This window comes from Roseiconus lacunae, from assembly GCF_008312935.1.
GTDB classification, from domain to species: domain Bacteria; phylum Planctomycetota; class Planctomycetia; order Pirellulales; family Pirellulaceae; genus Stieleria; species Stieleria lacunae.
This window is the reverse complement of record NZ_VSZO01000001.1, coordinates 1,165,557-1,186,929: the sequence shown is the minus strand read 5'-3', so window position 1 is coordinate 1,186,929 and position 21,373 is coordinate 1,165,557. Positions and strand designations below refer to the sequence as shown.

Genomic DNA, 21,373 nt, shown 5'->3' with positions numbered 1-21,373 from the left:
CAGATGCCTAAAGCGGCTCCATCGCTGGCAATCTGTTCCGATTTTTCTGAACGGCGCGGCCGAAAATAAAACGGCATACCACTCCTCACGCACGCGGCCGTTGCGGCAAGCGAATCGTTCCGTACGCTCTTCGTTTCAGCGGGGTAAAAAAATGATGCCACCCCGATTATTTCAGGATTTGCAAGGAAATCGGCAGCGCCTATGGCCGCGATCGTTCACCCGCTTTTGACACTGCTTGCGTCACTCACTCGGCAGGAATTGGCCCAGCAAGTGACGTATTTGAAAGCGGAGAATGCCATCCTTCGGAGCAAGTTACCCGATCGGATCACGCTGAACAATCAGGAACGACGTCGGCTCGTCCGGCACGGCAAGAAGCTCGGCCCACGAATCAAAGAACTGATTTCGATCGTGAGCTATTCGACGTTTCGTCGCTGGATCCGGAACATGGAAGACGGTCCGGCGAAGCGGCCGAAATCGAAAGGGGAAGGCAAATCTGGCCGGCCACGGACGGACGAAAGCATCGCCGACACGATAGCCCCGATCAAAAGGCAGCGTTGATAGTTTCCAGCGATACTCCGAGCAAACGTTTCGCAATCAGATTGAGTTCTGCTTCTGAACCTTCAAAATGAAACGTTCGCTGGATGTGCTTCATTGTTTCTCCGGGCTCGAGGGCGGCGGCAGGAGAAGACGTTTCTAGCTCGTAAAATGGTCCCAGCGGCGGCTGGCCTGGCTCGGGCGAACCGTCGTTGTAGGCATTGATCGCATCACCGGCGTACGGCATCTCTTGCAATTCCCACATGGAATTGACGAATCCGTCCGGCGCCTCCTGCACGTTGTAGGTGACGATGTTGAGCACCTGACCCTCCGCATCGTAGCTTCCGGCAATTCCCTTCGAACGCTGCGGCGTGATGCCGATTTTTCCACGGCGCGTACCGTCACCTCGGAAGAACAATCTCTCCTTCTCGACCTTCAGGTACTCCTCCGGGACTTTTCCGAAGTACGAGTCATTTACGATTGGGCCAAGCGCCTCTTCATCACCTGCTTTAAATGGGATCACAACGGTGGTTTCAGGCGAAGGGTTGTACATGCCCAGAATCCAGATAGACAGCAGCCCGCTGCGGGGCTCCCAGGCGTCCGTGCCAGTATTCGTGATCCGGTTGTCCGTTTCATAAGCCACCATCCGCAACCCGTCGGTGAGCTGGACGCCCAACAGCTCGGAGGCATCCTCTTTGGCCAACAACTTCACCGTGCGTTCAATGCCTACATTGAATTCCTTGCCGCTGTAATTGATCAGCTTCGTCGAGTGCTTGAACTTCGCCGACGATTTTGATTGCCGGGCCAGTTCAAATGCTTCGGTATCGATGGCCGATGGGGTGACCCATTGAGAGAACTCGAATTTTGATCCTGGTTTGAAAAACAGGGCATATTGCCCACCCTCGGGTCCGAGCCAGAATCGTTCTTCACCGCCAAAGATATAGATGTGTTCTTCAAGCTTGCCCTTCTCGTCTTCGTCAGAAAGCAAGCCTCGCTCGATGACTGGGCGATTGATCCAGCCGAAGCTGGGACCGGACTTAGCGTCAAACGTGCTGGTCATCACGCGACCTTGGTATGCGGGAGCCACCGCCACCGCTGCATCACCGTCCTTCAGGAGCACGATCTGCGTGTGCTTCTTCATGAAAGCCAAATCGTCGGCGAACCCGTCGCCTGCCGCAGCCGCCCCAACAACAAACGACGCTGTCAGGAAATACAAAGCTGCTACGATCAGTACGGCGACTGCTTCGGATCGCATCGGGTTCATCTCAGTTCTCCACCGCTGTGTCAAATCGCTGAATGAATGGCAATTGATTTCGTTTGCCTTCTGCTCTTCCAATTTCAACTCCCCATTCAGGAAGCTGGCCCTCGCCGCTTTGAGTGAAAGCATGCGGGCGATAGGCACCGCCTGCCCACGGTCCATCGACCACTTGGTGAGTCTTGGAAAAATGGACTCCGTCTTCGGCGTAGAGTATCGAATTGATAATCTGTTTTGGTCCTGTCGTGCCGATCATTGCCGCGACGCCTTTTCCCTGCGGCCAAACCAAGACTTCGTGGTTTCCAGGAATGACCGGATTGGCCTCGTGTCGTACATAGGGTCCCTCCGGATGATCGGCGATTGCCAGGCCCATCTGCGTTTGGCCCGGGCTCTTTCCCAACTGCCGACCCTTGTAGTAGAGCCAGTATTTTCCTTCCCGTGTGATCAGACAGGCATCGTCGACCAAATGACTATCGAAATCATTCGGATCGTCACTGTTTTTAAGCACGGGATTTTTGGCGAGCCTTTCCCAGGGACCATCGGGCGAATCAGAAACTGCGATTCCAATCTTTGAGTCGGGGTTGAAACCCTTGCCATAGTCTCGCGATGTCCCCGTGTAGAACAGCAGGTAGCGTCCCTTGGCAACGAGAATGTTGGGCGTAAAGACGCTCGCGCTTTCCCAACTACCTGGCTCGCCTTTCGAGAGCGCCATGTCTTTCTCGGTCCAGCTGTACCCGTCTTTGGAGGTTGCGTACCAGATGGTCGCGTCGTATCCGGGTGATATCTTCCCTTTGGAATACCACACGTAATATAGCTCGCCGACTTTGATGATGTCGCTCGGATCTCGGCGCATGACGCCGGCTTCCGCTCCGATGCCTTCGACCGGCCGGTGCGCTACATTTACGGTTGGCAAAGTAGTTTCGTCCGCCAGCGCGGATACCGCCATCAGAAGAGTTGCAACGAAAGTGATAGGGCTTTTCATGATGCGTTCGGTATGGTGAGTCGCGTCACTCGATGACGGGAACGGAAAATTCGGTCGACGTGTCCTTGGCGTAGAAGCCAACGTACTCGATCGATTTCAAGTCGGGTGGTAGCGAGAAGCTCAAGGTCGTCCCGTTAATCTCCGCAGAGCCAGTTCTCTTTGAAAGATCCAGCGAGACAGCAATCTCAAAAGTGTCGTCCGGCGCGAAGGCCGCTCTTTTGGAGCCAGCATTGCCGACGTTGCCCCAACCGCCCGCGAATGCGACATGTTGGTTCATGCCGATGGCGGTACCGATCTTGAAGCTTGCTCCGTTGGTTGGTGTCGACGCCAGGACCAGGGCGCCGTTGCGCGTCACTCCGTTCTTCTGAGCACTTCGGTATTTCAAGCGAATGGTCGCGCGATCCTTGATCGGACGGTCCAGCTTCTGAAACGCGAGTCCTTCACTTTCCGGAGACATGAGGTAGCCAAAGTCCGTCTTGCTCATGCTTGTCCCGAGAACGACATCGAAAGCGCCGGTCGGATCTTCGCGGGCCGGAGGCTCAGCCGACTTTCGATTCGCACGTTTACTTTGACCATCGAGCTTCCACCAGCCAGGTCCTTCAGCCAGTACGGCGGCGTCATGCCGGATCAGGGCTTCTCGCAATTCAGCGAACTTGTCTGGAAACTCGCCCGCGACGTCGGTCGTTTCCTGCCAATCCTCCTTAATGTTATAGAGTTCGAACGAGGTGAGGTTGTCGGATCCAACAATCTTCCAGTCGCCAATGCGCATGCCGACTCGGTACTCGGCCGGCGCTAGATGATTCCGCCAGTACAACGGTTGCTCACGTTGAATTGCGTTTCCACTGAATAAGGGAAGGAGAGTGGTACCGTCAATGGTGCGGTCATCCGGAAGTGGAATGTCAAGCACATCGCAGATCGTCGGAAAGATGTCTGATCCGATGACCGGTGTTTCACTAACGCTGCCGGCTTTGATCTTTCCGGGCCAACGGACGATGCCTGGGACTCGGATTCCGCCTTCGTGAGTCGCCCGCTTTCGGCCGCGTAACCCCCCCGTCGATCCACGAGTTCGGCCTTTCGTTCCATTTCCTTCGGGACCATTGTCCGAGGTGAAGAAGACAAACGTGTTGTCGCGATATCCCATCTCGTCAACTGCGGCCATCAGCTTACCGAAGGCGTCATCAAGCTGCGTGATGTTGCCATGGTGCTGACGAATTCCCTCGTCCTCAATATCCGAGTAGTGCTTCATGTATTGATGAGCGGATTCGATCGGCAGGTGAGGTTCATGAGTCCAGACGGTGATGAAGAATGGCGTCTTTGAATCTTTCCGACCTTTCAGCCAATGAATCGCCTCGCTGGCCGCGATCACTGCGCTGGGGCCTTCCATCCGGCCAACTTCTTCACGATTTCGGACGTAGTTGGTCGGATTCATGTGGTTGGGCGCGGCGTTGTTCTGCGTGGCGAGCCAGTGGTCGTAGCCGTGATCATCCGGCTGCGGCTGATCGTCAGAATTGAACTTCCCATTGAGGTGCCATTTTCCGGCATGGCAGGTTTCGTAGCCTCTCTTCTTCAGCAGCGAGGTAATCGTGATCTCGCTGTCACGTAGGTGGTAAATGCTGCCGCCCGGAATCCACCGCCAGACACCATTCCGATAGGGAGTTCGCCCAGTTAGGATTGCCGACCGTGATGGCGAACAGACCGAACATGCCGCATAGCACTGGGTGAGCCGCAACCCTTCACTGGCAAACTTGTCCAGGTTCGGCGACTTGATGATCGGATGGCCGTAACAGCCAAGATCGCCCCATCCCTGATCATCTGTTAAGAATACAATGAAATTGGGCGAATCTTTTGCCCCTTCAGCAATGTTGAACGGGCAGAAGGCTGCTAGAGCCAAGATGGTGGCAAGAACGGTTTTGGACATGGGCAGACCTTAATCAATTAATAACGTAGTGGGATTCGCCAGAATCCCCTGTTTCGCTTTCAAGGTTACTAGGGGATTTCTGGGGAAATCCACTACGAGGATAAAGTAGTTCATTTCCGGTTCTTGCGTCGGGGCTGTACTTTCATTGCCCGATGGTTTGGATGTCGCTTCTGCCGCTGCTTCGCAATTGCTTTGACTGTGGCTGGATCAAGAGTGTCCCAATCTTTCTCGTGACTGATTACGGGCACGTCGGGGAAGAGTGATCCGGTAGGACGCTGCTGTCGGCCACGCTGCATAAACTCGCCAAGATTCTGGCGAACGGAATCGCCGAGTTCCATCAACTCATTCACAATCTCTGGATTGTCGGCCGCAACGTTCGTGCTTTCCGATGAGTCTGTGTCCAGGTTGTACAGAACCGGATTTCGGAGATTGGCAAACGCTTTGTTCTTATCCCAGAATGGCAGCTGATCCTGACTTCGCGGCAGATGGAGCTTCCAGGGTCCGCTGCGGATGGCCTGGAGATTCTCGCAGTTGTAGTAGAAGAACGGCTGTGCTGTCGGGCGCTTGAGCGGGATTCCTTCAAAGAGCGGCAGCAGACTTTCCCCGTCGTAAACACGCTCCTTCGGCAACTCCGATCCGATGGCCGCGGACAGCGTCGGAAACACGTCCATTGCGTTGATACTTACTTCAGAGACGCCGTAGTGGAATTCGCCAGAATTCCCAGCGTTGCTTTCCTTGACGACGCAGGATTTCTGGCGAAATCCACTACTGGGTTTGATTCGGGCCGGCCAGTGGAAGATGAACGGAACGCGGTGCCCGCCTTCAAATGTGACGTACTTTGTTCCCCGATATGGTTTGGCGTATTGATTGGCGGTCGGTCCGTTATCGGATGTGAAGATCACAATCGTGTTGTCCGCGATGCCCGATTTTCTCAGCGCGGCCATCATCTCACCGATGCCCCAGTCGAGTTCCTGCATGACATCGCCTCGGACACCATCCTTTGAACTCCCCTTGAAGTCCTTGCCCGCCTGGTACGGCGTGTGAGGATAATTGTGGGCGTAGTAGAGAAAGAATGGCTCGCTGCGAGTCGCCTGGTCGTGAATGATCTTGGTGACACGCTCTGTATACAGCTGTGTTAGCCGATCAAGCGGCGTTCGTGCGAATACCTCTTTGTCCCCGTCGAAGAACCTCGGCGAGTGGCTAAAGTTGCATGGCATGCCGTAATAGCTGTCAAAGCCCTGCGTCCGAGGCAGGAATTCCGGCTCTGTGCCCAGGTGCCATTTGCCGACCATGTGAGTGGCGTACCCGTGCTTGCTGAATTGCTCGGCAATCGTGATCTCATCCGGATGCAGTCCAAGGAACCAATGGGCTGTCCGATTTGGATTGATTCCCATGTAGAGTCCGGCACGCTGCGGATAAGCACCCGTCAGAAACGCCGCTCGTGACGGCGAACAGATGGAAGCTGCTGTATGGAAATCCGTAAACCGGATTCCTTCGGCAGCAAGCTGGTCAATGTGCGGCGTCTTGACCTTCTCAGCTCCATAGCAGCCAACGTCGGAGTAGCCCAGATCATCAGTCAGCACGAAAATGACGTTGGGCGGCGATTCCGCTGCAGACGACGCCAACGTCCACGGCAGCAGCAAACTGAGGGCTGGAACGAACAAGGTTAGATTCATTCTATTTCTCGACGAGAGTCCGCAGCCCGTTTTGCAATCGCTGCGGAGACCTCCTCAGCGACCTTGCTTCCTAAGTGAATGTAACCCTCCTCGGTGAAGTGAACATCGCCTTCACGAACCATTGTCTCGGGAAGCCTCAATAGTGCGTGGGAATGTAGGTCATTAATCCTCACCTTGTTCGCTTTCATGATCTCGGCAGCTACCAGATTATATTTGACATCGTCGCCCAGCTTGCGGCCGGCCTCACCTGCCGGAACAGGGGTAGTCGTGCACCAAATCAGCGTCGCATCAGTTTGTTTCAAGCGGGCGACGATTTTCTTCATATTGGATCGATAACCTTCCAGCGATTCTGTCAAAGTGCCATTTACCTTGTCGCGGTTGCCTTGCACGTTGGACTCGGGGTGCCGATAGCAGAGATCCCAAAGCCCCCAATTGAAATGAATGACGTCCCACTTGAGCGACTTCATCTCCAGCCAATCGTTTAAGTGTTCCAGACCGTACGCTGAATTCTTTGCATTGGTCGGAATACGATAGACATCTGCCTTTCCGATTAGATCCCGTCGGACATATGCCGTGTAGCCGATGGAGATCGAATCACCGATCAGCAAAACGTTCGGAAGATTTGGATTGTCTACCTCGGGATTGGCGAAGGCCAGCTTTCTGTCGAGGTAGAGTTCTTCTTTGGAAGCTAGTGCGATATTGGAACCATGATTGCTAAATTCACGCGACCTTTGTCCGTTCTGGTTCGTGCGCTGCTCCGTGATTTCAGACTTCTCATCCGCCATGATGACGACGATGTTCGGTCGGTCCGCTGCATCGACGGATGAGCATGCGATGAGAATCAGAATAACTGGATAAAGGAACAAGGGGAGGAAGATGTTGAGTGGAGGTTTTCTTCCCTCTATCATTCTGCCTGGTTCACCGGTTGAGTTCATGATGTACTGCTCCCTTTGACAGGGGTCTTGGATTCTCGGCGAATGCCGCCGGTCGGCTGTTGTTAGCAATGTCGTTTGCAAACTCGTGCAGGTGATTGTTGAGCTGTTTCACAACTTCGGGGTGCGCCTCGATGACATTGTTCATCTCGCCAATGTCATCGTCGAGATTGTAGAGTTGCATCGGTCGACCTTTGTTGGTGTGGAGCTTCCACTTGCCCGATCGGACGGCCGTGAGCGAGTTGCCTTGATGATAAAAGAATGCTTCGTGCGGCGTTGGGGACTGGCCGACAAGTGTCGGCCAGATGTCTTTCCCGTCGATGATGCGATCGGTGGGAAGTTCAGCTCCGGCCAATTTGGCGAACGTCGGAAGCAGGTCCATCGTCGTCATCAATTCATTGTTGTCGTGGCCCGCGGGAATCATTCCGGGCCAGCGGATGACTGTAGGTTCCCGCATTCCGCCTTCAAACGTCGTTCCCTTGTGACCTCTTAGCGGGCCGGGGCTGGCGTGAAGGGTGTTTTTCGGAGGACCGTTGTCTGAGGTGAAAATGACGAGAGTCTTCTCGTCCAATCCATTTGCTTTGAGTGTGTCGAGAATGGTTCCGACCGACCAGTCGATCTCAGCGATCGCCTGTCGGAACAATTCGTCACGCGTGCGATAGTCGATTTTGCCAACTTCGTCCTTCAGCTTCGAAACAACTTCATCGGCGACGCCTTCCATGAACGGCGAAGACACGTGCAGCGGAGCATGTGGAATTGGATGCGGAACATATAAGAAGAAAGGAACGTCTTTGTTCAGCTCAATGAACGATACAGCTCGTTCGGTGATGCGTTTGGTGAGGTAGTCTGCATCCGGATCCATCTCAATCACAGTGTCGCCGTCGAGCACCGGCAATGGTGGGAAATTGAATCTGTCCTGCCGTGGATGGAACGGGTGAATGTCGTGACTGTAAGGCAGTCCGAAGAACTCGTCGAAGCCCTGCCGTGTTGGAAGAAAATCTGGCTGATCTCCGAGGTGCCATTTGCCAAACATCCCCGTTTTGTAGCCAGCCGATTTGAGAACCTCCGCGATTGTCATTTCCTCGGGATTCAATCCCTTGGTATCGCCGGCCAGCAGCACTCCAAAGTTCGATCCTGTCGCCATACCGACTCGCTTTGGATAGCAGCCCGTCATCAGGCCTGCTCGAGAAGGCGTGCAAACCGGAGCCGCGACGTAAAAGCTGGTGAGCCGGGAACCCTCTTTGGCCATCTGATCGATACGCGGTGTGCTGACGTGATCTGCTTCGTAGCAACTTAAATCACCGTAGCCCTGGTCGTCGGTGAAGATGACGACGAAGTTTGGCTTGAAGGACGGCACCCCCTCAGTCTTCGAGTAGTGGACTTCGCCAGAAGTCCCTTTCAGCTCGGGAGATTTTGATTTGGAATTCTGGCGAATCCCACTACTGGCCGTAGGGTACTCGTCGAACACTTTCCCATCGAACTGAAAATCGTCAGCTGTGATGTGACCCCAACCGCCGGTCGCGTTGTCGACAATTTTGATAAACATCTTTTTGCCGGCATACGGTGAAAGGTCCCATTCGCACTGCTGCATCACCTGGTCACGGATGCCTCGAGCGAACTGAACTTCTTCTCCGTCCGCAGTACAAAGAGCCGCATACGTGTTCGGACCGTCGCCGCCGCCGACACGGAACGTCATCTTGCCAAGTTCGGGAATGAATAGCGGTGAGACAACGATGCCCGTTTGAGGGTCACTTCCTTTTTCGGCGCCCGTGGATGCTTCCAATGTCGTCAGGTAGTGTTCACCCTGCTTGTTGTATTCACCTTGGTTGTGAAAGAAACGATCTCGGCTGCCGATAATGTGCCCGAATTCCCCTTCGATGATTCTCCACGGAGCCAGCGTTCCGGACTCAAAATCAAACGACGCACTGCTGTTGCTGGGAATCGCCGGTGTCTTCTTTGCCGGCTTGTAGTGGACTTCGCCAGAAGTCCTTCGTTTTTGCTTTCCTTGCTTGGGGGAATTCTGGCGAATTCCACTACGGTACAGTGCAAGCAACGCCTTCAGTTCCTTGACGACTTCGGGATTTTCATCATGGACATTCTGTGTCTCGTTCACGTCCGCTTCCAGATCGTAAAGCTGAGCGGGCGGCGCGTCTTGCCTGATCTTGCCGTCTTCGATGTCGCTGTTGACGGAGCCCACGAACGTTGCCGCTGCTGGTCCGGCGAATGTGTGATCGCCCGGCTTCTTTCCCCCGAATCCACCGCTCCCCTGGTTCGGGATATACATCCATTTTCCTTTGCGAACCGATAGGTGAGTGCCCTTGTGTGGAGCAAGAACCAGATGGTCGCGAATCTGCTCTTCCGGTTCGTCCACGAAGGCAGGAAGCATGTTGACGCTGTCCGCTTGCTGAGCCTTCCCGATCTTTTGTCCGGTTAACGCAGCAAAGGTCGCCAGCATGTCGACGTTACCAATCAACTGATCGGAAGTCGTGCCCGCTTTCACTCTACCCGGCCAACGCACAATCATTGGCACGCGGTGTCCGCCTTCCCAGACCCCGAACTTGAACCCAAGCAAGTCACCGTTCTGCCGATGTCCTGCCTTAAATGCAGCCTGACCACCGAGATTGAACATGCCGCCGTTGTCACTCGTGAAGATCACCAATGTGTTGTCAGCAACTCCGTTCTCTTCAAGACAAGTCATCACCTCGCCGACGATCCAGTCGAGTTCATGGATGAAATCACCATAAAGACCACACCCGCTGGTACCTTGAAACCGTTTGGCGGGAGTAAAGGGGTGATGAATGTTGGTCGTCGCTAGATACAGAAAGAACGGCTTGTCTTTGTGCTCATTGATCCATTCGACGGACTTCTTCGCCAGCGTTGTTCCGACCTGGTAATCGTTGAACAGCGCGTGAGCCTTCTTTGCTCCACCAAATTGATTGGGACTACGCTGCGCGGCTTCCGGAGGAATGGGTGTGATCGGTGTGATGCCTTTGGCATTCCTGCCGAGAAGCACCAGCGGGTCATCCGAATCGCTGCCGACGACACGATCGTTTTCGACATAAACATAGGGCGGAGCACTGTTGACGACTGGCATACCAAAGTAGTAATCAAACCCAAGATCCTGTGGACCGGGACGCAATGGTTCCTGCCACTTGTTCGTTCCCTCCCCGAATCCCAGGTGCCATTTCCCAATCACGCCTGCTTCGTAACCCGCACTCTTGAACACATCTGCGATGGTTGTCTTGTTGGTATCGACAATGAGTTTCGAAGTAATGGGAGCAGGTCCCCAAACGCCTCGACCATCGTTTGCGCGGACCGGATATTGGCCGGTCAGTAACGCATAACGCGACGGCGTGCAAACCGCCGACACCGAATGAGCATCCGTGAACCGCCGCCCATCTGCGGCCAACGCGTCAATATTTGGCGTCTGTACTTTCGTGGCGCCGTAACATCCAAGATCGCCGTAGCCGAGATCGTCGGCGAAGATCAGAACGACATTGGGCGGCCCGTCCGCTGACTGACAATGCGGAGTCGGAGCTAGATAGATGAAAAATGCCGTGATGGCGAAAACGATTTTCTTATTCATTGTCTTGCAGGAGTCCAACTTTATTTGAAGGAAAACCATTTTCTTTAGCGCGTAGCGGTTGATAAGTTACCGTAGTGGATTTCGCCAGAAATCCCTTGTTCCGCAGGATTTCTGGCGAAATCCACTACGGTGGGTAGGAACTCAACGGCCATTCGCCTTATCGAGACGGATTGAACTGGAAGAGCGGCTTGACCTCTGACGGCAGCGGTCCAGCACCCTTCGCACGGTACTTTGAAAAGCACTCTGGGTTGAGTTGCTCTGGAAGTGTCGCATGCCAAGCCTGTAGCTGTTCCAATAGCTCACCGGCGATCTTCGGATGTGAGTCCTTCAAATCGTTCTTTTCCAAAGGGTCTTTGTTCAAGTCGTAAAGCTCGAGCACCTCGAAGTCAGGACTGACCAGCAGTCGCCACCTTCTATCCAAGATCGAAAAGACAGGGCCTTTGCTGTTTGGAATGCCCTTCCAAAACAACGGCTTGTTGCGCAATTCAAGTTTGGAACCTTGCAGTGTCGCCACTTGGCTCATGCCGTCGGGCTCATACCCATCAGGCATGCCTGCTCCCGCGATTTCGCAGAACGTTGGCAGCAGGTCGACAGCGGAAATCCACGAAACATCATCGATCGCACCGGCCTTGATCTTTCCCGGCCAGCGGGCGATGAATGGGACACCAATGCCGCCCTGCAGAATTGACTTTTTGCGTCCATTGCGTCCACCGGTTGTCCCAACGCTACAACCAATTCCAAATCCCTCGCCCGTCGCGGAGTCGTACATGGTGGTAAGCTTGCCGCCTCGGCCGTTGCCTGCCGGACCGTTGTCCGAGCTAAAGATCACGAGCGTGTTGTCGGTCAGTTTTAATCGGTCCAAGGCATCGAGCAATTCTCCAATCCGGTCGTCGGCGTGGGAAAGCACGGACGCGTAGACATTGTCAGGATCATCCAGTCCTGGGAAACGTCGACGATATTCCGGCAAAGTATGATGCGGTGTGTGCGGCTCGTGCATCCATAAGTTAATGAAAAACGGCTTCTTCGCAGCGGAGCTCTTTTCGATGAATGCAATTGCGCGAGTGGCATCTTCGTGCACCGGCATTTGTTCGCCAGAGCAATTGAAGGCACCATACTCGTCGTACCCGTAGTCCATTGGCAACGGCGAATCGGGAATCATGTTGTTGGCGAGATGCCACTTTCCAAAATGAGCCGTCGCGTAGCCGGCCGACTGCAGCATCCGCGGAATCGTCGGCGTCTTCGGATCAAGCCAGTCCGGCATACCACGATTTGCGTTACTCCTAACCGCCGCGAAATGACCATCGATGTTGTAACGCGCCGGGAAATGACCGGTCATCACCGCGGTGCGACTCGGAGAACAGACGCCGCTGGCGACCGTAAAACGATGGAAGTCGGTGCCTTCTTTAGCAAGCCGATCGATATTCGGCGTCTTTAAGTACGGATGCCCATGGCAGCCGAGATCGCCCCAGCCCCAGTCGTCAGTAAAGATGAACAGAATGTTTGGCCGATCTGCACCATCAGACTGCTCCCCAGCAAAGACTAGACAGGTTGCCAAGAGGAAGAAGGTCAGCAATTGAACGGGGCGTTTCATAAGTTGGCAATCAGATGTTGGGTGATAGACCATTGCGGAAGTCGTCAAGACTTTCGAAATACGCTGAGCAAAACGAAGGTCTTGACGACTTCCGCTACGTTACTTTCTTGTTGTTGGCTTTCGAGGTGCTGGAACGGGTGGTGTCGTGGGGCGGACATCTAACGGATCGAAGAACCTCATGTTGTTTCCCACCCGGTCATAGTCACCCAGGTCTTTGCGCATCGTTTCGGCAAGTCCAAGCAGCCTATCCACGACCTGAGGATTCTCTGCCGCAAGGTTCGTCGTTTCGCCGAGATCGTTTTCCAGGTCGACCAGAAAGGGCTCTTCAAAACCAATACGATCCTTGGGCGCGATGTGGGTATTGCGACCAAACGGTGCGGCTCCGATTGGTTCCTTTTCCCTGGATAGGTGAAGTTTCCACTTGCCCTGACGAACAGCCTGCAGATGGACTCGCAGATAGTAGAAGTACGCCTTATCAGGATTCGCCTTGTCGAATTCGCCGTGGAAGAGATGTCGAATGTCTTCGCCGTCGATCACACGATCGGATGGCATTTCGGCACCGGCTAGCGCAGCAAACGTCGGCATGACGTCCATAGTCGTGGCAACGAGATCGCAAACCGTTCCGGCTGGTACCTTGCCGGGCGCCCAGACAATCGCGGGGACGCGAACGCCACCTTCGAAGGTCGACACCTTGCCGCTCCTGAGCGGTCCGGCCGATCCACCGTGATCACCCGGCAGATGCCCGTCGGCATGGTCTTTGTTCTTGATTAGCCAGGGACCATTGTCGCTTGTGAAAAGAACATAGGTGTTCTCAGCCAGATTCAGCTCATTGAGCGTGTCCAGGACCCTGCCGACATTGAAGTCGATCTCTTCAATGACGTCGCCGTACAGACCTCGCCGGCTTTTCCCTTTGAACTTTGGCGATGCATCCAACCGCGTGTGCGGCATTGAATGCGGTATATAAACGAAAAACGGCTGGTCTTGATTCTTTTTGATAAACGCGATGGCTTCATCCGTGTAACGCTGAGTCAGCGTCGCCATGTCCGTCGCCGGTTCGATCAGTTCTCCATTGCGGTAAAGGTTCGCGGTCCGGTCATTGCTGGTGGGTGTTCCGTAGAAGTAATCGAATCCCTGGTGGGTTGGGAAAAGATCCATGAAGAAATCCGACTGAGAATGTTTCGCCAGATCCCACTTTCCAAAGCAGGCCGTCGCATAGCCCTTCGTTTTCAGGACTTCAGCGATGGTGATCTCGTCCTCGTGCAGAATCGGATGAACCTGTTTTGTGTGGCCTCGCTCGGCAACACGCATTGGATAGCAACCAGTCATGAGTGCGGCACGGGACGGTCCGCAAATCGGTTGCGCGTAGAAGCTAGTGAACTTCATGCCGTCAGCGGCCATTGCATCTAAACGTGGAGTTCGAATGTCGGGTGAACCAAAGCAGCCAACATCCTGATAGCCCTGATCATCTGTGAAAATGATGACAAAGTTGGGTTTCTCAGCGGCAGAACACGTAGTGGACTTCGCCAGAAGTCCCAAAATAACCAACGTAGTAAACTTCGCTAGAAGTCCCATGACGAACCACCTAATCATTCGCTTTCTCCTGCTTCTCCTGCTTCCGGAATTCTGGCGAATTCCACGACTAGTCCATTCTTGCGCAGATACGCGGTCGCTCGATCGAAACGCGTCCAGAAGTCTGGCTGAAACGGCTTCAGCTCCGGATACCCGGGGACCAAACATCCGGAATAAGGATATTCCGCGTAACCGTCTAACGGAACGAGTTCTGCTCGCTCCGGATTGCGAGCGAGGTAGTCGCAAGTTTCGACAATCGCTGTTTCGTTTCGTTCTTCAGGTCGTAGCACATGATCATAAGGTTGATCCTGCAACTCGACATCGATTTTGCGTAGCGATTGGTTCAACCTGGTGCGAAGATGCTTCATCGCAAGCTTCTGATCAGAGGAATCGAGGATCCCGATCCAAATCAGGTGCATATGATCCGGCATCAGGCAAAAGATCGGGCAGGCGATCGCATAGCGAAACAACGAGTGAGTCAGCAACTCGCGAAAGTGATAGTAGAACATCGCATCCAACCAGCCTGTACGACGGTCTCGCATCGTCATCGTCCAATGCACCACGGCATTGCCCCTATAGGCATTGGCATCCAGTCGTCGCAAGTGATCGCGTTTGCTCATGACAAGTCCCAAAGCGTAGTGGACTTCGCCAGAAGTCCAACAGATCCCAATGCGTAGCGGACTTCGCCAGAAGTCCAACAGATCCCAATGCGTAGCGGACTTCGCCAGAAGTCCAACAGATCCCAATGCGTAGTGGACTTCGCCAGAAGTCCAACAAAAAGACGATCGGTTGTTTCCAAGTCAGGAATTCTGGCGAATTCCACGACGGTCACTTGAGAACTGGTCCTTTCAGCCTCGTTCCGTTTGTCGTGATTATTTGAAAGTGATGGATGCCAACCTTTTGGCCGTCAGTGTACGTCCACACGACTTTCTTATCACGTGTCACTTCGAACAGCTTCGGGGCGTGAGGGTTTGCACGTCCGGCGGCATAGCTGGTAATGACGATGTTTCCATTGGGCAGTACCTGGGCACCACAGGGATCTTGAAGCCATTGTCCCGGTAAATCGTCATTGGTTAGCGTCCAAGCGATCTTGCCATCGCGGTCGAAGTCGACGACTCGGTTACCGTGTGTGCAGCAGACAAGAGTTTGGCCATCGCCATGTCGGATTGCCGTGAATGGCCAGGTGTGGATCTTGTGTTCGGAATCGCCCGGTGCGGTTGTATCCAGCTTGCTCGAGATTGTGCCGTCTGCGTCATAGTGGATGACGGCGAAGTCCAGCAGATGCGGGACGAGATAAGTTCCGTCGGAGAGCTTGCGTGCCATCCGCGTCTGCATGTGATGGTTTTCCTTCTGGCATGCCAACGGAAACTCCAGAACGATCTCTCCATCCGGGCTGATTTCGAAAAGCCGCGGATTGTTTCCCGCTTCCGTGATCACAAAATTGCCATCTTGGGTTGGCTGCGCGCTGTTGACTTCACTTTGCGTGCCTTTCCAAAGAAGCGTTTCAGCCTTGTCCACACCGATTTTGACAACGGCTCCACCCTTGTATCGCTTTGATTTGCTTAGCGTCAGAATGATTGTTCCGTCTTCGAGGATATAACCGTCTCGCGTGGCTGCCGGGTACGTCCAACTCTTCGTGCCATCAGCCTCCATGACGTAGGTATTCTTGCCACACGCCAGGAAGCTGTGCGTGGTCTGCTGAGCGATCGCGCTGGTTGAAAAGATCAACAAGGCAATCAGAGCGACGGATCGGGTTGCGGGATTCATATTTGTTTCTCATCTATTGATGTGCAAGTGTCAGCTTTCCAACCTGAATCGCTGCTCCCATGTTGGCGATCCCCAGACCGACGTAGTTCTTTTCCAAAAGTAGAATCATTAGTTCTTCACGCGTGTGACAACTCGGCCACCAACGGTTCGTTCGAAATAGTCAGGGCCTGAGTGGGCACGTTGGATACATTGCGTCTGCCCGTCGAACTGAACAGCACTGGCCTGCCAAATGTCAGCATGAACGGCGAGAGAAAGTTTCGCCGCACTGCAATGTAGTTCGAACGGCGACACAGCAGGTAAAGAATTAGGATTGGTCGCACAGCCGTCATTTTGGTCCCGCCTAAATGAACTGCGACATGGAGTGGGCAATCGCCAAGCCGCCGCAATCTCATCATTCTTGCTTTCTCGACCAGCTTGTCGAGGATAAAATGCGACATGCGGCTAACGATTTGCGACATGTAAAATCATCTCCGACACAACAACTATGCCACGAGAAGTCAAACCTCCCAAGAAAGTCGCTTTGCTCGTCGCAACGTCTCGCTCGTATGCGCGAGACCTTTTATGTGGGATCGCTCTCTTCGCCAGGATGCGGAGCCATTCACACGAGGACTGGCGCAGCTCCTGAGGTAGTGGATCTTGCCAAAGATCCTTTTGTGTGAAGGGCTAAGCATCGAACCTGAAACAATGGTCGTTCGGATCTCCGAGCCGACAACGCTCGACGAAGCCGCTGACGGCTATCAGAGCCGAGCGACACACGAAAATCCGACGACAAAGGTTGCTCGATGCTAAAAGAAGGGCCCAGCGCCTCGTCCGCAGGATTGTTGACAAGGGACTCGCGGCCTCGTCCACTACTGAAGCAATTTACGCATCGCGGATGCGACGCCTAAGGTGACTTCGGTCATCCTGGGATAGTCGAGCGTGTCTGGCCTGTCGGTGGCTTGGCAGCAAGTTCAATCCAGGCCGTCATGATGGACTACCGATTTGCATAGTCGCTTGACTCTCCGAGTCGACAACGTACAGCGGAAAACGGATTCGACTTGGAAAGTCGACCGACAATTGGAAATCGCACATCCGTTTGCGAGTTTTTCTCCGTCGGCCAATCAAACAGATTCACCTTCGGTTCGAAGATGTCGGAGATGGTGAGCAGCATGAGCGGTGTGGATTTCCAGAATCTTCTCGCGTGGCAGCCTGCCGAATCCTGGATGCGGAACGAAGTTGCCGGAGTGATTCAGCAAGCGTGTAACACTTGCCGCGAATGCTTCCACTTCGGTTGCATCTTCCAAATCATCAAGCGGAACGAATATCGAAGCTGTTCGTATCCCGCGAGGAGAATCACCGCTCAGCACCTTGGTGCAACAGTAGTCGTCACACCAGAGGCCGCAATGGCGCAAACAGTGACATCCAAACCGGATAGCCATCGACGCTGGGGTCTTGAACCAAAACCAAGTGCCGACAGATCTGCCCGAGCGACCAGTTTCCGTGCCGGACATACCCGGTGGCCAACAATTGCCGAGCGTCATCAACGGCGGCTTCGAGATTGTTGAACTGCAATTCTCTTAGGTCACTCATATGTCCGCGGCATCTCGGTAGAATCTGAATCTTTCGAAGCGCATTATGGGCGACACGCCTGAAGATTAACACCAGCGATGAACACCGACTCCATTCAATTCCGACCGGCTCGCAGCGATGATCGTGATCGCATCCTTGCTGTACACCTTGATGCATTCGGCAACGATGAAGGCCCCGTGATCGCAAGCTTACTGGAAGAGATGCTCGACGATCCGACGGCAGAGCCGATGCATTCAATCGTTGCCGAGTCAAATGACATGATTGGAGTCCGAAGTCTTTAAAGAAACATTGATGGGCGAAGGCCATCCGGTACCGGGGGAACGACTGGATACGGCGGCATGCCTGGATAGTACTCACCGGGGTGACCGGGCGGCAGGTTGTCCGGCGCTGAGTAGCGAGGCGGCACGTGGTACGGTTCGCTGGACACAGGCCGCACATGGGAATCGCTTTTGTTTGCAAGGACCGGCGAACATCATCGTCGCACGCGTCGAATGTCGACCTGTCCATGAACCTACTCAAAGCCACATCGTAGTCAGCCCGATTTCTCGCAACGCAGCAGTTCGATGCTTAGAAACAGGGCGGCGTTCGAGGGAATCTTTTCGGAAACACCTGCGGCACCGTAGCAAAGATGCGGACCAGCTTTTAGTTCGCGACGCCCGCCGACGTGCATTCCTTCCACTGCGTAGTCTATAGCGGCGATGACCTGCCGTTTGCCAACCTCAAAAGCATATTCATCAAACGTTGCAACGACGTCTCCATGATTGAGCCGGATCTCCAGTCGGATCACTACTGAATCGCCACGCGACGCAACAGCCCCAGTGCCGACAACCTCTGTGTCAACCTTCAGTCCACCTCTGAGCTTGCTATGTTGCGTATCGCTTGAGTCCATTGGTCAGTGCTCCGTTCGATCACGGACTTGTATTCGATTGCTTAATCAATCCACTTGATCCGGCATTCTGCGTTCTCGACGAGTGCGAGCTTTGCATGCAGATCTTCGGCAAGTGCCTCGACGATTGTTCGGTCTAAATTCCCTTCAATCGTCACTGTGACATGATCCATATTGTCAACGTAGCGCACGTGCACGCCCTCCACATCGATTCTCTTAGTCCGCCAATCTTCGTCGCATTCGTCTTGGGGATCCAACGACGTGTGTGTCATTTGCGGTCGGTAAAGGGATTCGTAAGCGTCCATGTTTGGCTCTGTACCGATCTCATCCGCCAAGTCAGCCTCTCGGTCAAAACCTGCACCTGGATGATCAAGTGCGAACTTCCGCATTTCATAGCTCCACAGATGCAGACTCGCTTGATCGCAACGAGCAACTTGAAACCGAGTCCAATTTCGGATCGTTAATCGAGTCCAGGAGAAGTCGGCCAGTGACAATGACCAATCATCGATATTTTCGAGGAAGCCATCTTCGGTCAACAAGTCTCCGCCAGACACCAAAATCGCTGACGCATCTTCGGTCAATTGTGCATTGTGTTTGCTGATCCATCCTGGAGGGCTGCCCGTGGTGGAAATCTCCTCAATCGCAAGCGTGTCCGTATTGAGGGAGTAGACCTGGGTGCGTCCCACTTCGCGATCGTCGGGATAGCCGATACTTCCAATGATCAAAATCTCTTTTCCACCGTTGATAGCCGTCGCCGTGTGAAAGTCAGTCGGGCGAAAAGCTTCTTCAGGATAGCCGAGGATCTGCACGGCTCCGTCCCCGTGCTCGATGATGAGATCGTTGTAGATGAAGAAATCTGGATCGTAGTAGTCCTCGTGCTCTCCAGCGATCCAAAACACGCGACCATCGGCGAGTTCGGTCCGCGATTGCCCCATTCGACACCCAGCCCAGCGAGGTTCATCCGGAAAATCGACGCTGCCGAGTATTTTTCCCAGCCGTGATTTGAAACGTTCGTTTGCGTGGTAGGGATCTACACGACCTCGAAACAGCCAAGCCCAGACGGGATTGGTCATGTCCTCAGCTACAATGGAACCTCGTCGAGCTTTTTGCCACTTGCGAAACAGCTTGGGCGTCACTTCGGGGCCGGGTTCCCGGTCTTCTTCTTTGATCTCTTCGCCGTCTAACGACATTGCCACTCTTCCATCATTTGGTCAAACCGTCGCGACACGAAATTGAAGGGCAAAGTTCGCGATCGCTCCGGACGACTGGTCGCCGCCGATGTCAGGAGTCGTTTGGCGGAGCGACATCGTATCATCCAAACCAACATCGAGTTAGCAAGAATGAAAGTCATTGTCGATTTATGCGTCGTTCCCATGGGAGTCGGCGTTTCGTTGAGACGGGCGTGCATGAATGACTTTCACCAGTTCGTGTCTTAGATCACGTGACGGATGGCTCGTTTATGGCCGACGATAATGACGCCGTCGGGATCGACGACGATCGGTTGCCGGAAACCGAACTCGTTGATGGATTAGACCACGGGGGCAACCGCATCGTCGCTGATTCGCGGATTCTCTTCGTAAGACGCTGGGCCTTTGACAGGTGCTTCGCACGTGGCCGATCAAGCGACCACCCCGTGACGGGGTCGCTCAAAACAACACAGCAACCTGCATGTGCACTGGCCCTTCCAAGGCGAGGAGAGAAACGGAAGGGTTCCGTCGGTGATTGGTTGTTTAGATGGTTGGATGGATGGGACGAACGCTATTCCACAGTGTCGAGCTAGCCTTCGGTGGTCTGCGGACGCAGGGTCTCACGCAGTTCAACTAGCAAACGGCCGAGCATGTTCTTGCCGCGGCCATCGCCACCATCGCCCCAGTAATCATCGTTGGCTGTGTGTTCGATGATTTTGGCGTCGCCGGTGCCGAGGAGCAACTCTCGGAGTTCTTCGTGTTGCGTAAATTTCGCAACAAGTGCTTCATGCATGACGTTCACTTTGGCGGATTCCCAATCCTTGCGCAAGGTACGCTTGCGATCACGTCCCATCCTTGCCGCGAGCATCGGCGAGTTCGCTTTTCGAATCTGCTCTTGGTCTTTCTTGTCCTTGAACTTCATCGCCTGGAAGTAGTGCTCACTCGTCGGCCAAATACGATTGCCGATTCGTATGGGGTACGCAGCGAAGTTGGAAAACTCGCCGTATTCATCGCCTGTACTGTAGAATTTGATTGGTTGGTTCATCTCGTTTTCCATGTCTTTTGATAGTTTCGACGAAGACACCTAAAGACGAGGCAAGGTTCGCAAGGCTATTCGGACAAACAAATCAAACTGTGTCTAATAGCGAGGCTGTTCCCGCGGCCCTGGGACGAACATGCTCGCCCTGGGTGGCCCCATCCGCAGTCCGGCGACAATCGTCGAACAATGTTCTACCGTGTCCCATGGCGAGCGTTCCCTGAGTGGTGAACCTTACCTTGCGACTTTCCGCTGACGGTTCGCTTAGTTTGATTGACCGGCCGTGCTAGTCGGGTGATTGTTCGGAACATCACGACTATGCTTTCGATTTGCCGCGATCCATACCGCCGCTTCCCTCATGATCAGTGTGAGGACGAACGTCCCAACGAAACAGCCGACCAAGGGGCCGACAACCATCGCGACTACTTCAGGCATTAAACTCGTCTCCTCCAGAAGGCTCCAGAGGATTGAACCGCTGAGTAGCCCAGTTGGCACACTCAACAGACTCCCACCAAAAACTCCGAGCATTACACCGGGTCGACCTCGTTGCCCCCATGCGCCCAAGACCAACGGCAACAGAATCCCAGTAAGAAACGACGCGGCGACGATGTAGATGACGATTGGCGGAACAAACATAGGAACTTGTGACTTTCAATAACCGGGCGTTGTGCGGATAGGCTTCAACGTTCCAGAGCCCGACTCATCCGACGCAATGCGCGCGAAGTTGGTTGCTCGTATACGGAAGCAATGTGCAGACACATTTCTGACCTTTGAGAAGGTGGATTCGTACTCATATTTAAAAGCATCACCCGAACCTATCACTCTTGCTAACGCACCATCTGGGTCGATCCCGAAGCCGTGAACGAGCGCCGTCGCCGCGGCATA

General features: G+C 54.1%; 17 protein-coding genes and 2 pseudogenes. 2 read left to right on the top strand and 17 right to left on the bottom strand.

Going from position 1 to position 21,373, the window contains the following annotated elements:
- The first annotated feature begins 201 nt into the window (after positions 1-201).
- Entirely contained in the window at positions 202-558 is a 357-nt protein-coding gene (locus FYC48_RS04575; RefSeq protein WP_149495431.1) for a hypothetical protein, read from the top strand.
- On the opposite strand, the gene FYC48_RS04570 is transcribed toward FYC48_RS04575, so the two are convergent.
- From FYC48_RS04570 to FYC48_RS04510, 13 genes and pseudogenes are all read right to left on the bottom strand, one after another.
- Positions 542-1,675 carry a DUF6786 family protein gene (locus FYC48_RS04570; protein ID WP_235034116.1) on the bottom strand — a complete coding sequence of 378 codons (1,134 nt, stop codon included), beginning with the start codon at positions 1,673-1,675 and terminating at the stop codon, positions 542-544. The genes FYC48_RS04575 and FYC48_RS04570 overlap by 17 nt on opposite strands.
- Positions 1,676-1,799: 124 nt before the next feature.
- Complete coding sequence (locus FYC48_RS04565; protein ID WP_149495429.1) at positions 1,800-2,771, bottom strand: family 43 glycosylhydrolase; 972 nt, start codon at positions 2,769-2,771, stop codon at positions 1,800-1,802.
- Between the two features lie 25 nt (positions 2,772-2,796).
- On the bottom strand, positions 2,797-4,689 hold the full coding sequence (locus tag FYC48_RS04560) for a sulfatase family protein (protein WP_149495428.1): 1,893 nt from the start codon (positions 4,687-4,689) through the stop codon (positions 2,797-2,799).
- 110 nt (positions 4,690-4,799) lie between these two features.
- Positions 4,800-6,365, bottom strand: a complete 1,566-nt coding sequence (locus FYC48_RS04555; protein WP_149495427.1) for a sulfatase family protein — start codon at positions 6,363-6,365, stop codon at positions 4,800-4,802.
- Positions 6,362-7,300, bottom strand: a complete 939-nt coding sequence (locus FYC48_RS04550) for an SGNH/GDSL hydrolase family protein (RefSeq protein ID WP_235034062.1) — start codon at positions 7,298-7,300, stop codon at positions 6,362-6,364. The genes FYC48_RS04555 and FYC48_RS04550 overlap by 4 nt, the downstream gene beginning before the upstream one ends.
- Positions 7,284-10,883 (bottom strand): sulfatase-like hydrolase/transferase, encoded by a 3,600-nt coding sequence (locus FYC48_RS28305; protein ID WP_235034061.1) that lies wholly within the window; start codon positions 10,881-10,883, stop codon positions 7,284-7,286. The genes FYC48_RS04550 and FYC48_RS28305 overlap by 17 nt, the downstream gene beginning before the upstream one ends.
- Before the next feature lie 157 nt (positions 10,884-11,040).
- Positions 11,041-12,474, bottom strand: coding sequence for a sulfatase family protein (locus FYC48_RS04540; RefSeq protein ID WP_149495426.1), 1,434 nt, complete (start codon positions 12,472-12,474; stop codon positions 11,041-11,043).
- A gap of 99 nt (positions 12,475-12,573) precedes the next feature.
- Positions 12,574-14,046, bottom strand: a complete 1,473-nt coding sequence (locus tag FYC48_RS04535) for a sulfatase family protein (RefSeq protein ID WP_149495841.1) — start codon at positions 14,044-14,046, stop codon at positions 12,574-12,576.
- A 14-nt stretch (positions 14,047-14,060) separates the two neighbouring features.
- Positions 14,061-14,663, bottom strand: a complete 603-nt coding sequence (locus FYC48_RS04530) for a hypothetical protein (RefSeq protein ID WP_149495425.1) — start codon at positions 14,661-14,663, stop codon at positions 14,061-14,063.
- Between the two features lie 208 nt (positions 14,664-14,871).
- Positions 14,872-15,810 carry a beta-propeller domain-containing protein gene (locus tag FYC48_RS04525; RefSeq protein ID WP_149495424.1) on the bottom strand — a complete coding sequence of 313 codons (939 nt, stop codon included), beginning with the start codon at positions 15,808-15,810 and terminating at the stop codon, positions 14,872-14,874.
- Between the two features lie 116 nt (positions 15,811-15,926).
- Entirely contained in the window at positions 15,927-16,049 is a 123-nt protein-coding gene (locus FYC48_RS28785; RefSeq protein WP_230776630.1) for a hypothetical protein, read from the bottom strand.
- 609 nt (positions 16,050-16,658) lie between these two features.
- Positions 16,659-16,751, bottom strand: a pseudogene (locus FYC48_RS28780) (peptidase M28); the annotation flags it as partial.
- A 159-nt stretch (positions 16,752-16,910) separates the two neighbouring features.
- A pseudogene (locus FYC48_RS04510) lies at positions 16,911-17,379 on the bottom strand (DUF1569 domain-containing protein).
- Between the two features lie 77 nt (positions 17,380-17,456).
- On the opposite strand from FYC48_RS04510, the gene FYC48_RS04505 reads away from it, so the two are divergent.
- On the top strand, positions 17,457-17,660 hold the full coding sequence (locus tag FYC48_RS04505; protein WP_149495422.1) for a GNAT family N-acetyltransferase: 204 nt from the start codon (positions 17,457-17,459) through the stop codon (positions 17,658-17,660).
- A 251-nt stretch (positions 17,661-17,911) separates the two neighbouring features.
- Here the strand turns inward: FYC48_RS04505 and FYC48_RS04500 are convergent, their stop codons facing one another.
- The 4 genes from FYC48_RS04500 to FYC48_RS04485 all read right to left on the bottom strand — a co-directional run bounded on the left by FYC48_RS04500 (position 17,912) and on the right by FYC48_RS04485 (position 21,124).
- The gene (locus FYC48_RS04500; RefSeq protein ID WP_149495421.1) at positions 17,912-18,268 is read right to left on the bottom strand and encodes an FKBP-type peptidyl-prolyl cis-trans isomerase; all 357 of its coding nucleotides are present in this window, start codon (positions 18,266-18,268) and stop codon (positions 17,912-17,914) included.
- A gap of 41 nt (positions 18,269-18,309) precedes the next feature.
- Positions 18,310-19,455, bottom strand: a complete 1,146-nt coding sequence (locus FYC48_RS04495; protein WP_149495420.1) for a hypothetical protein — start codon at positions 19,453-19,455, stop codon at positions 18,310-18,312.
- Between the two features lie 586 nt (positions 19,456-20,041).
- On the bottom strand, positions 20,042-20,497 hold the full coding sequence (locus FYC48_RS04490) for an NADAR family protein (RefSeq protein ID WP_149495419.1): 456 nt from the start codon (positions 20,495-20,497) through the stop codon (positions 20,042-20,044).
- Positions 20,498-20,752: 255 nt separating this feature from the next.
- On the bottom strand, positions 20,753-21,124 hold the full coding sequence (locus tag FYC48_RS04485; protein ID WP_149495418.1) for a hypothetical protein: 372 nt from the start codon (positions 21,122-21,124) through the stop codon (positions 20,753-20,755).
- Between the last annotated feature and the right edge of the window lie 249 nt (positions 21,125-21,373).

What these genes read in the sequence shown, in the direction of transcription:
- FYC48_RS04575 (WP_149495431.1), top strand. Translation starts at nt 202, where the DNA reads ATGGCCGCGATCGTTCACCCGCTTTTGACACTGCTTGCGTCACTCACT.
- FYC48_RS04570 (WP_235034116.1), bottom strand. Translation starts at nt 1,675, where the DNA reads ATGAAGAAGCACACGCAGATCGTGCTCCTGAAGGACGGTGATGCAGCG.
- FYC48_RS04565 (WP_149495429.1), bottom strand. Translation starts at nt 2,771, where the DNA reads ATGAAAAGCCCTATCACTTTCGTTGCAACTCTTCTGATGGCGGTATCC.
- FYC48_RS04560 (WP_149495428.1), bottom strand. Translation starts at nt 4,689, where the DNA reads ATGTCCAAAACCGTTCTTGCCACCATCTTGGCTCTAGCAGCCTTCTGC.
- FYC48_RS04555 (WP_149495427.1), bottom strand. Translation starts at nt 6,365, where the DNA reads ATGAATCTAACCTTGTTCGTTCCAGCCCTCAGTTTGCTGCTGCCGTGG.
- FYC48_RS04550 (WP_235034062.1), bottom strand. Translation starts at nt 7,300, where the DNA reads ATGAACTCAACCGGTGAACCAGGCAGAATGATAGAGGGAAGAAAACCT.
- FYC48_RS28305 (WP_235034061.1), bottom strand. Translation starts at nt 10,883, where the DNA reads ATGAATAAGAAAATCGTTTTCGCCATCACGGCATTTTTCATCTATCTA.
- FYC48_RS04540 (WP_149495426.1), bottom strand. Translation starts at nt 12,474, where the DNA reads ATGAAACGCCCCGTTCAATTGCTGACCTTCTTCCTCTTGGCAACCTGT.
- FYC48_RS04535 (WP_149495841.1), bottom strand. Translation starts at nt 14,046, where the DNA reads ATGGGACTTCTAGCGAAGTTTACTACGTTGGTTATTTTGGGACTTCTG.
- FYC48_RS04530 (WP_149495425.1), bottom strand. Translation starts at nt 14,663, where the DNA reads ATGAGCAAACGCGATCACTTGCGACGACTGGATGCCAATGCCTATAGG.
- FYC48_RS04525 (WP_149495424.1), bottom strand. Translation starts at nt 15,810, where the DNA reads ATGAATCCCGCAACCCGATCCGTCGCTCTGATTGCCTTGTTGATCTTT.
- FYC48_RS28785 (WP_230776630.1), bottom strand. Translation starts at nt 16,049, where the DNA reads ATGCTGACATTTGGCAGGCCAGTGCTGTTCAGTTCGACGGGCAGACGC.
- FYC48_RS04505 (WP_149495422.1), top strand. Translation starts at nt 17,457, where the DNA reads ATGAACACCGACTCCATTCAATTCCGACCGGCTCGCAGCGATGATCGT.
- FYC48_RS04500 (WP_149495421.1), bottom strand. Translation starts at nt 18,268, where the DNA reads ATGGACTCAAGCGATACGCAACATAGCAAGCTCAGAGGTGGACTGAAG.
- FYC48_RS04495 (WP_149495420.1), bottom strand. Translation starts at nt 19,455, where the DNA reads ATGTCGTTAGACGGCGAAGAGATCAAAGAAGAAGACCGGGAACCCGGC.
- FYC48_RS04490 (WP_149495419.1), bottom strand. Translation starts at nt 20,497, where the DNA reads ATGAACCAACCAATCAAATTCTACAGTACAGGCGATGAATACGGCGAG.
- FYC48_RS04485 (WP_149495418.1), bottom strand. Translation starts at nt 21,124, where the DNA reads ATGTTTGTTCCGCCAATCGTCATCTACATCGTCGCCGCGTCGTTTCTT.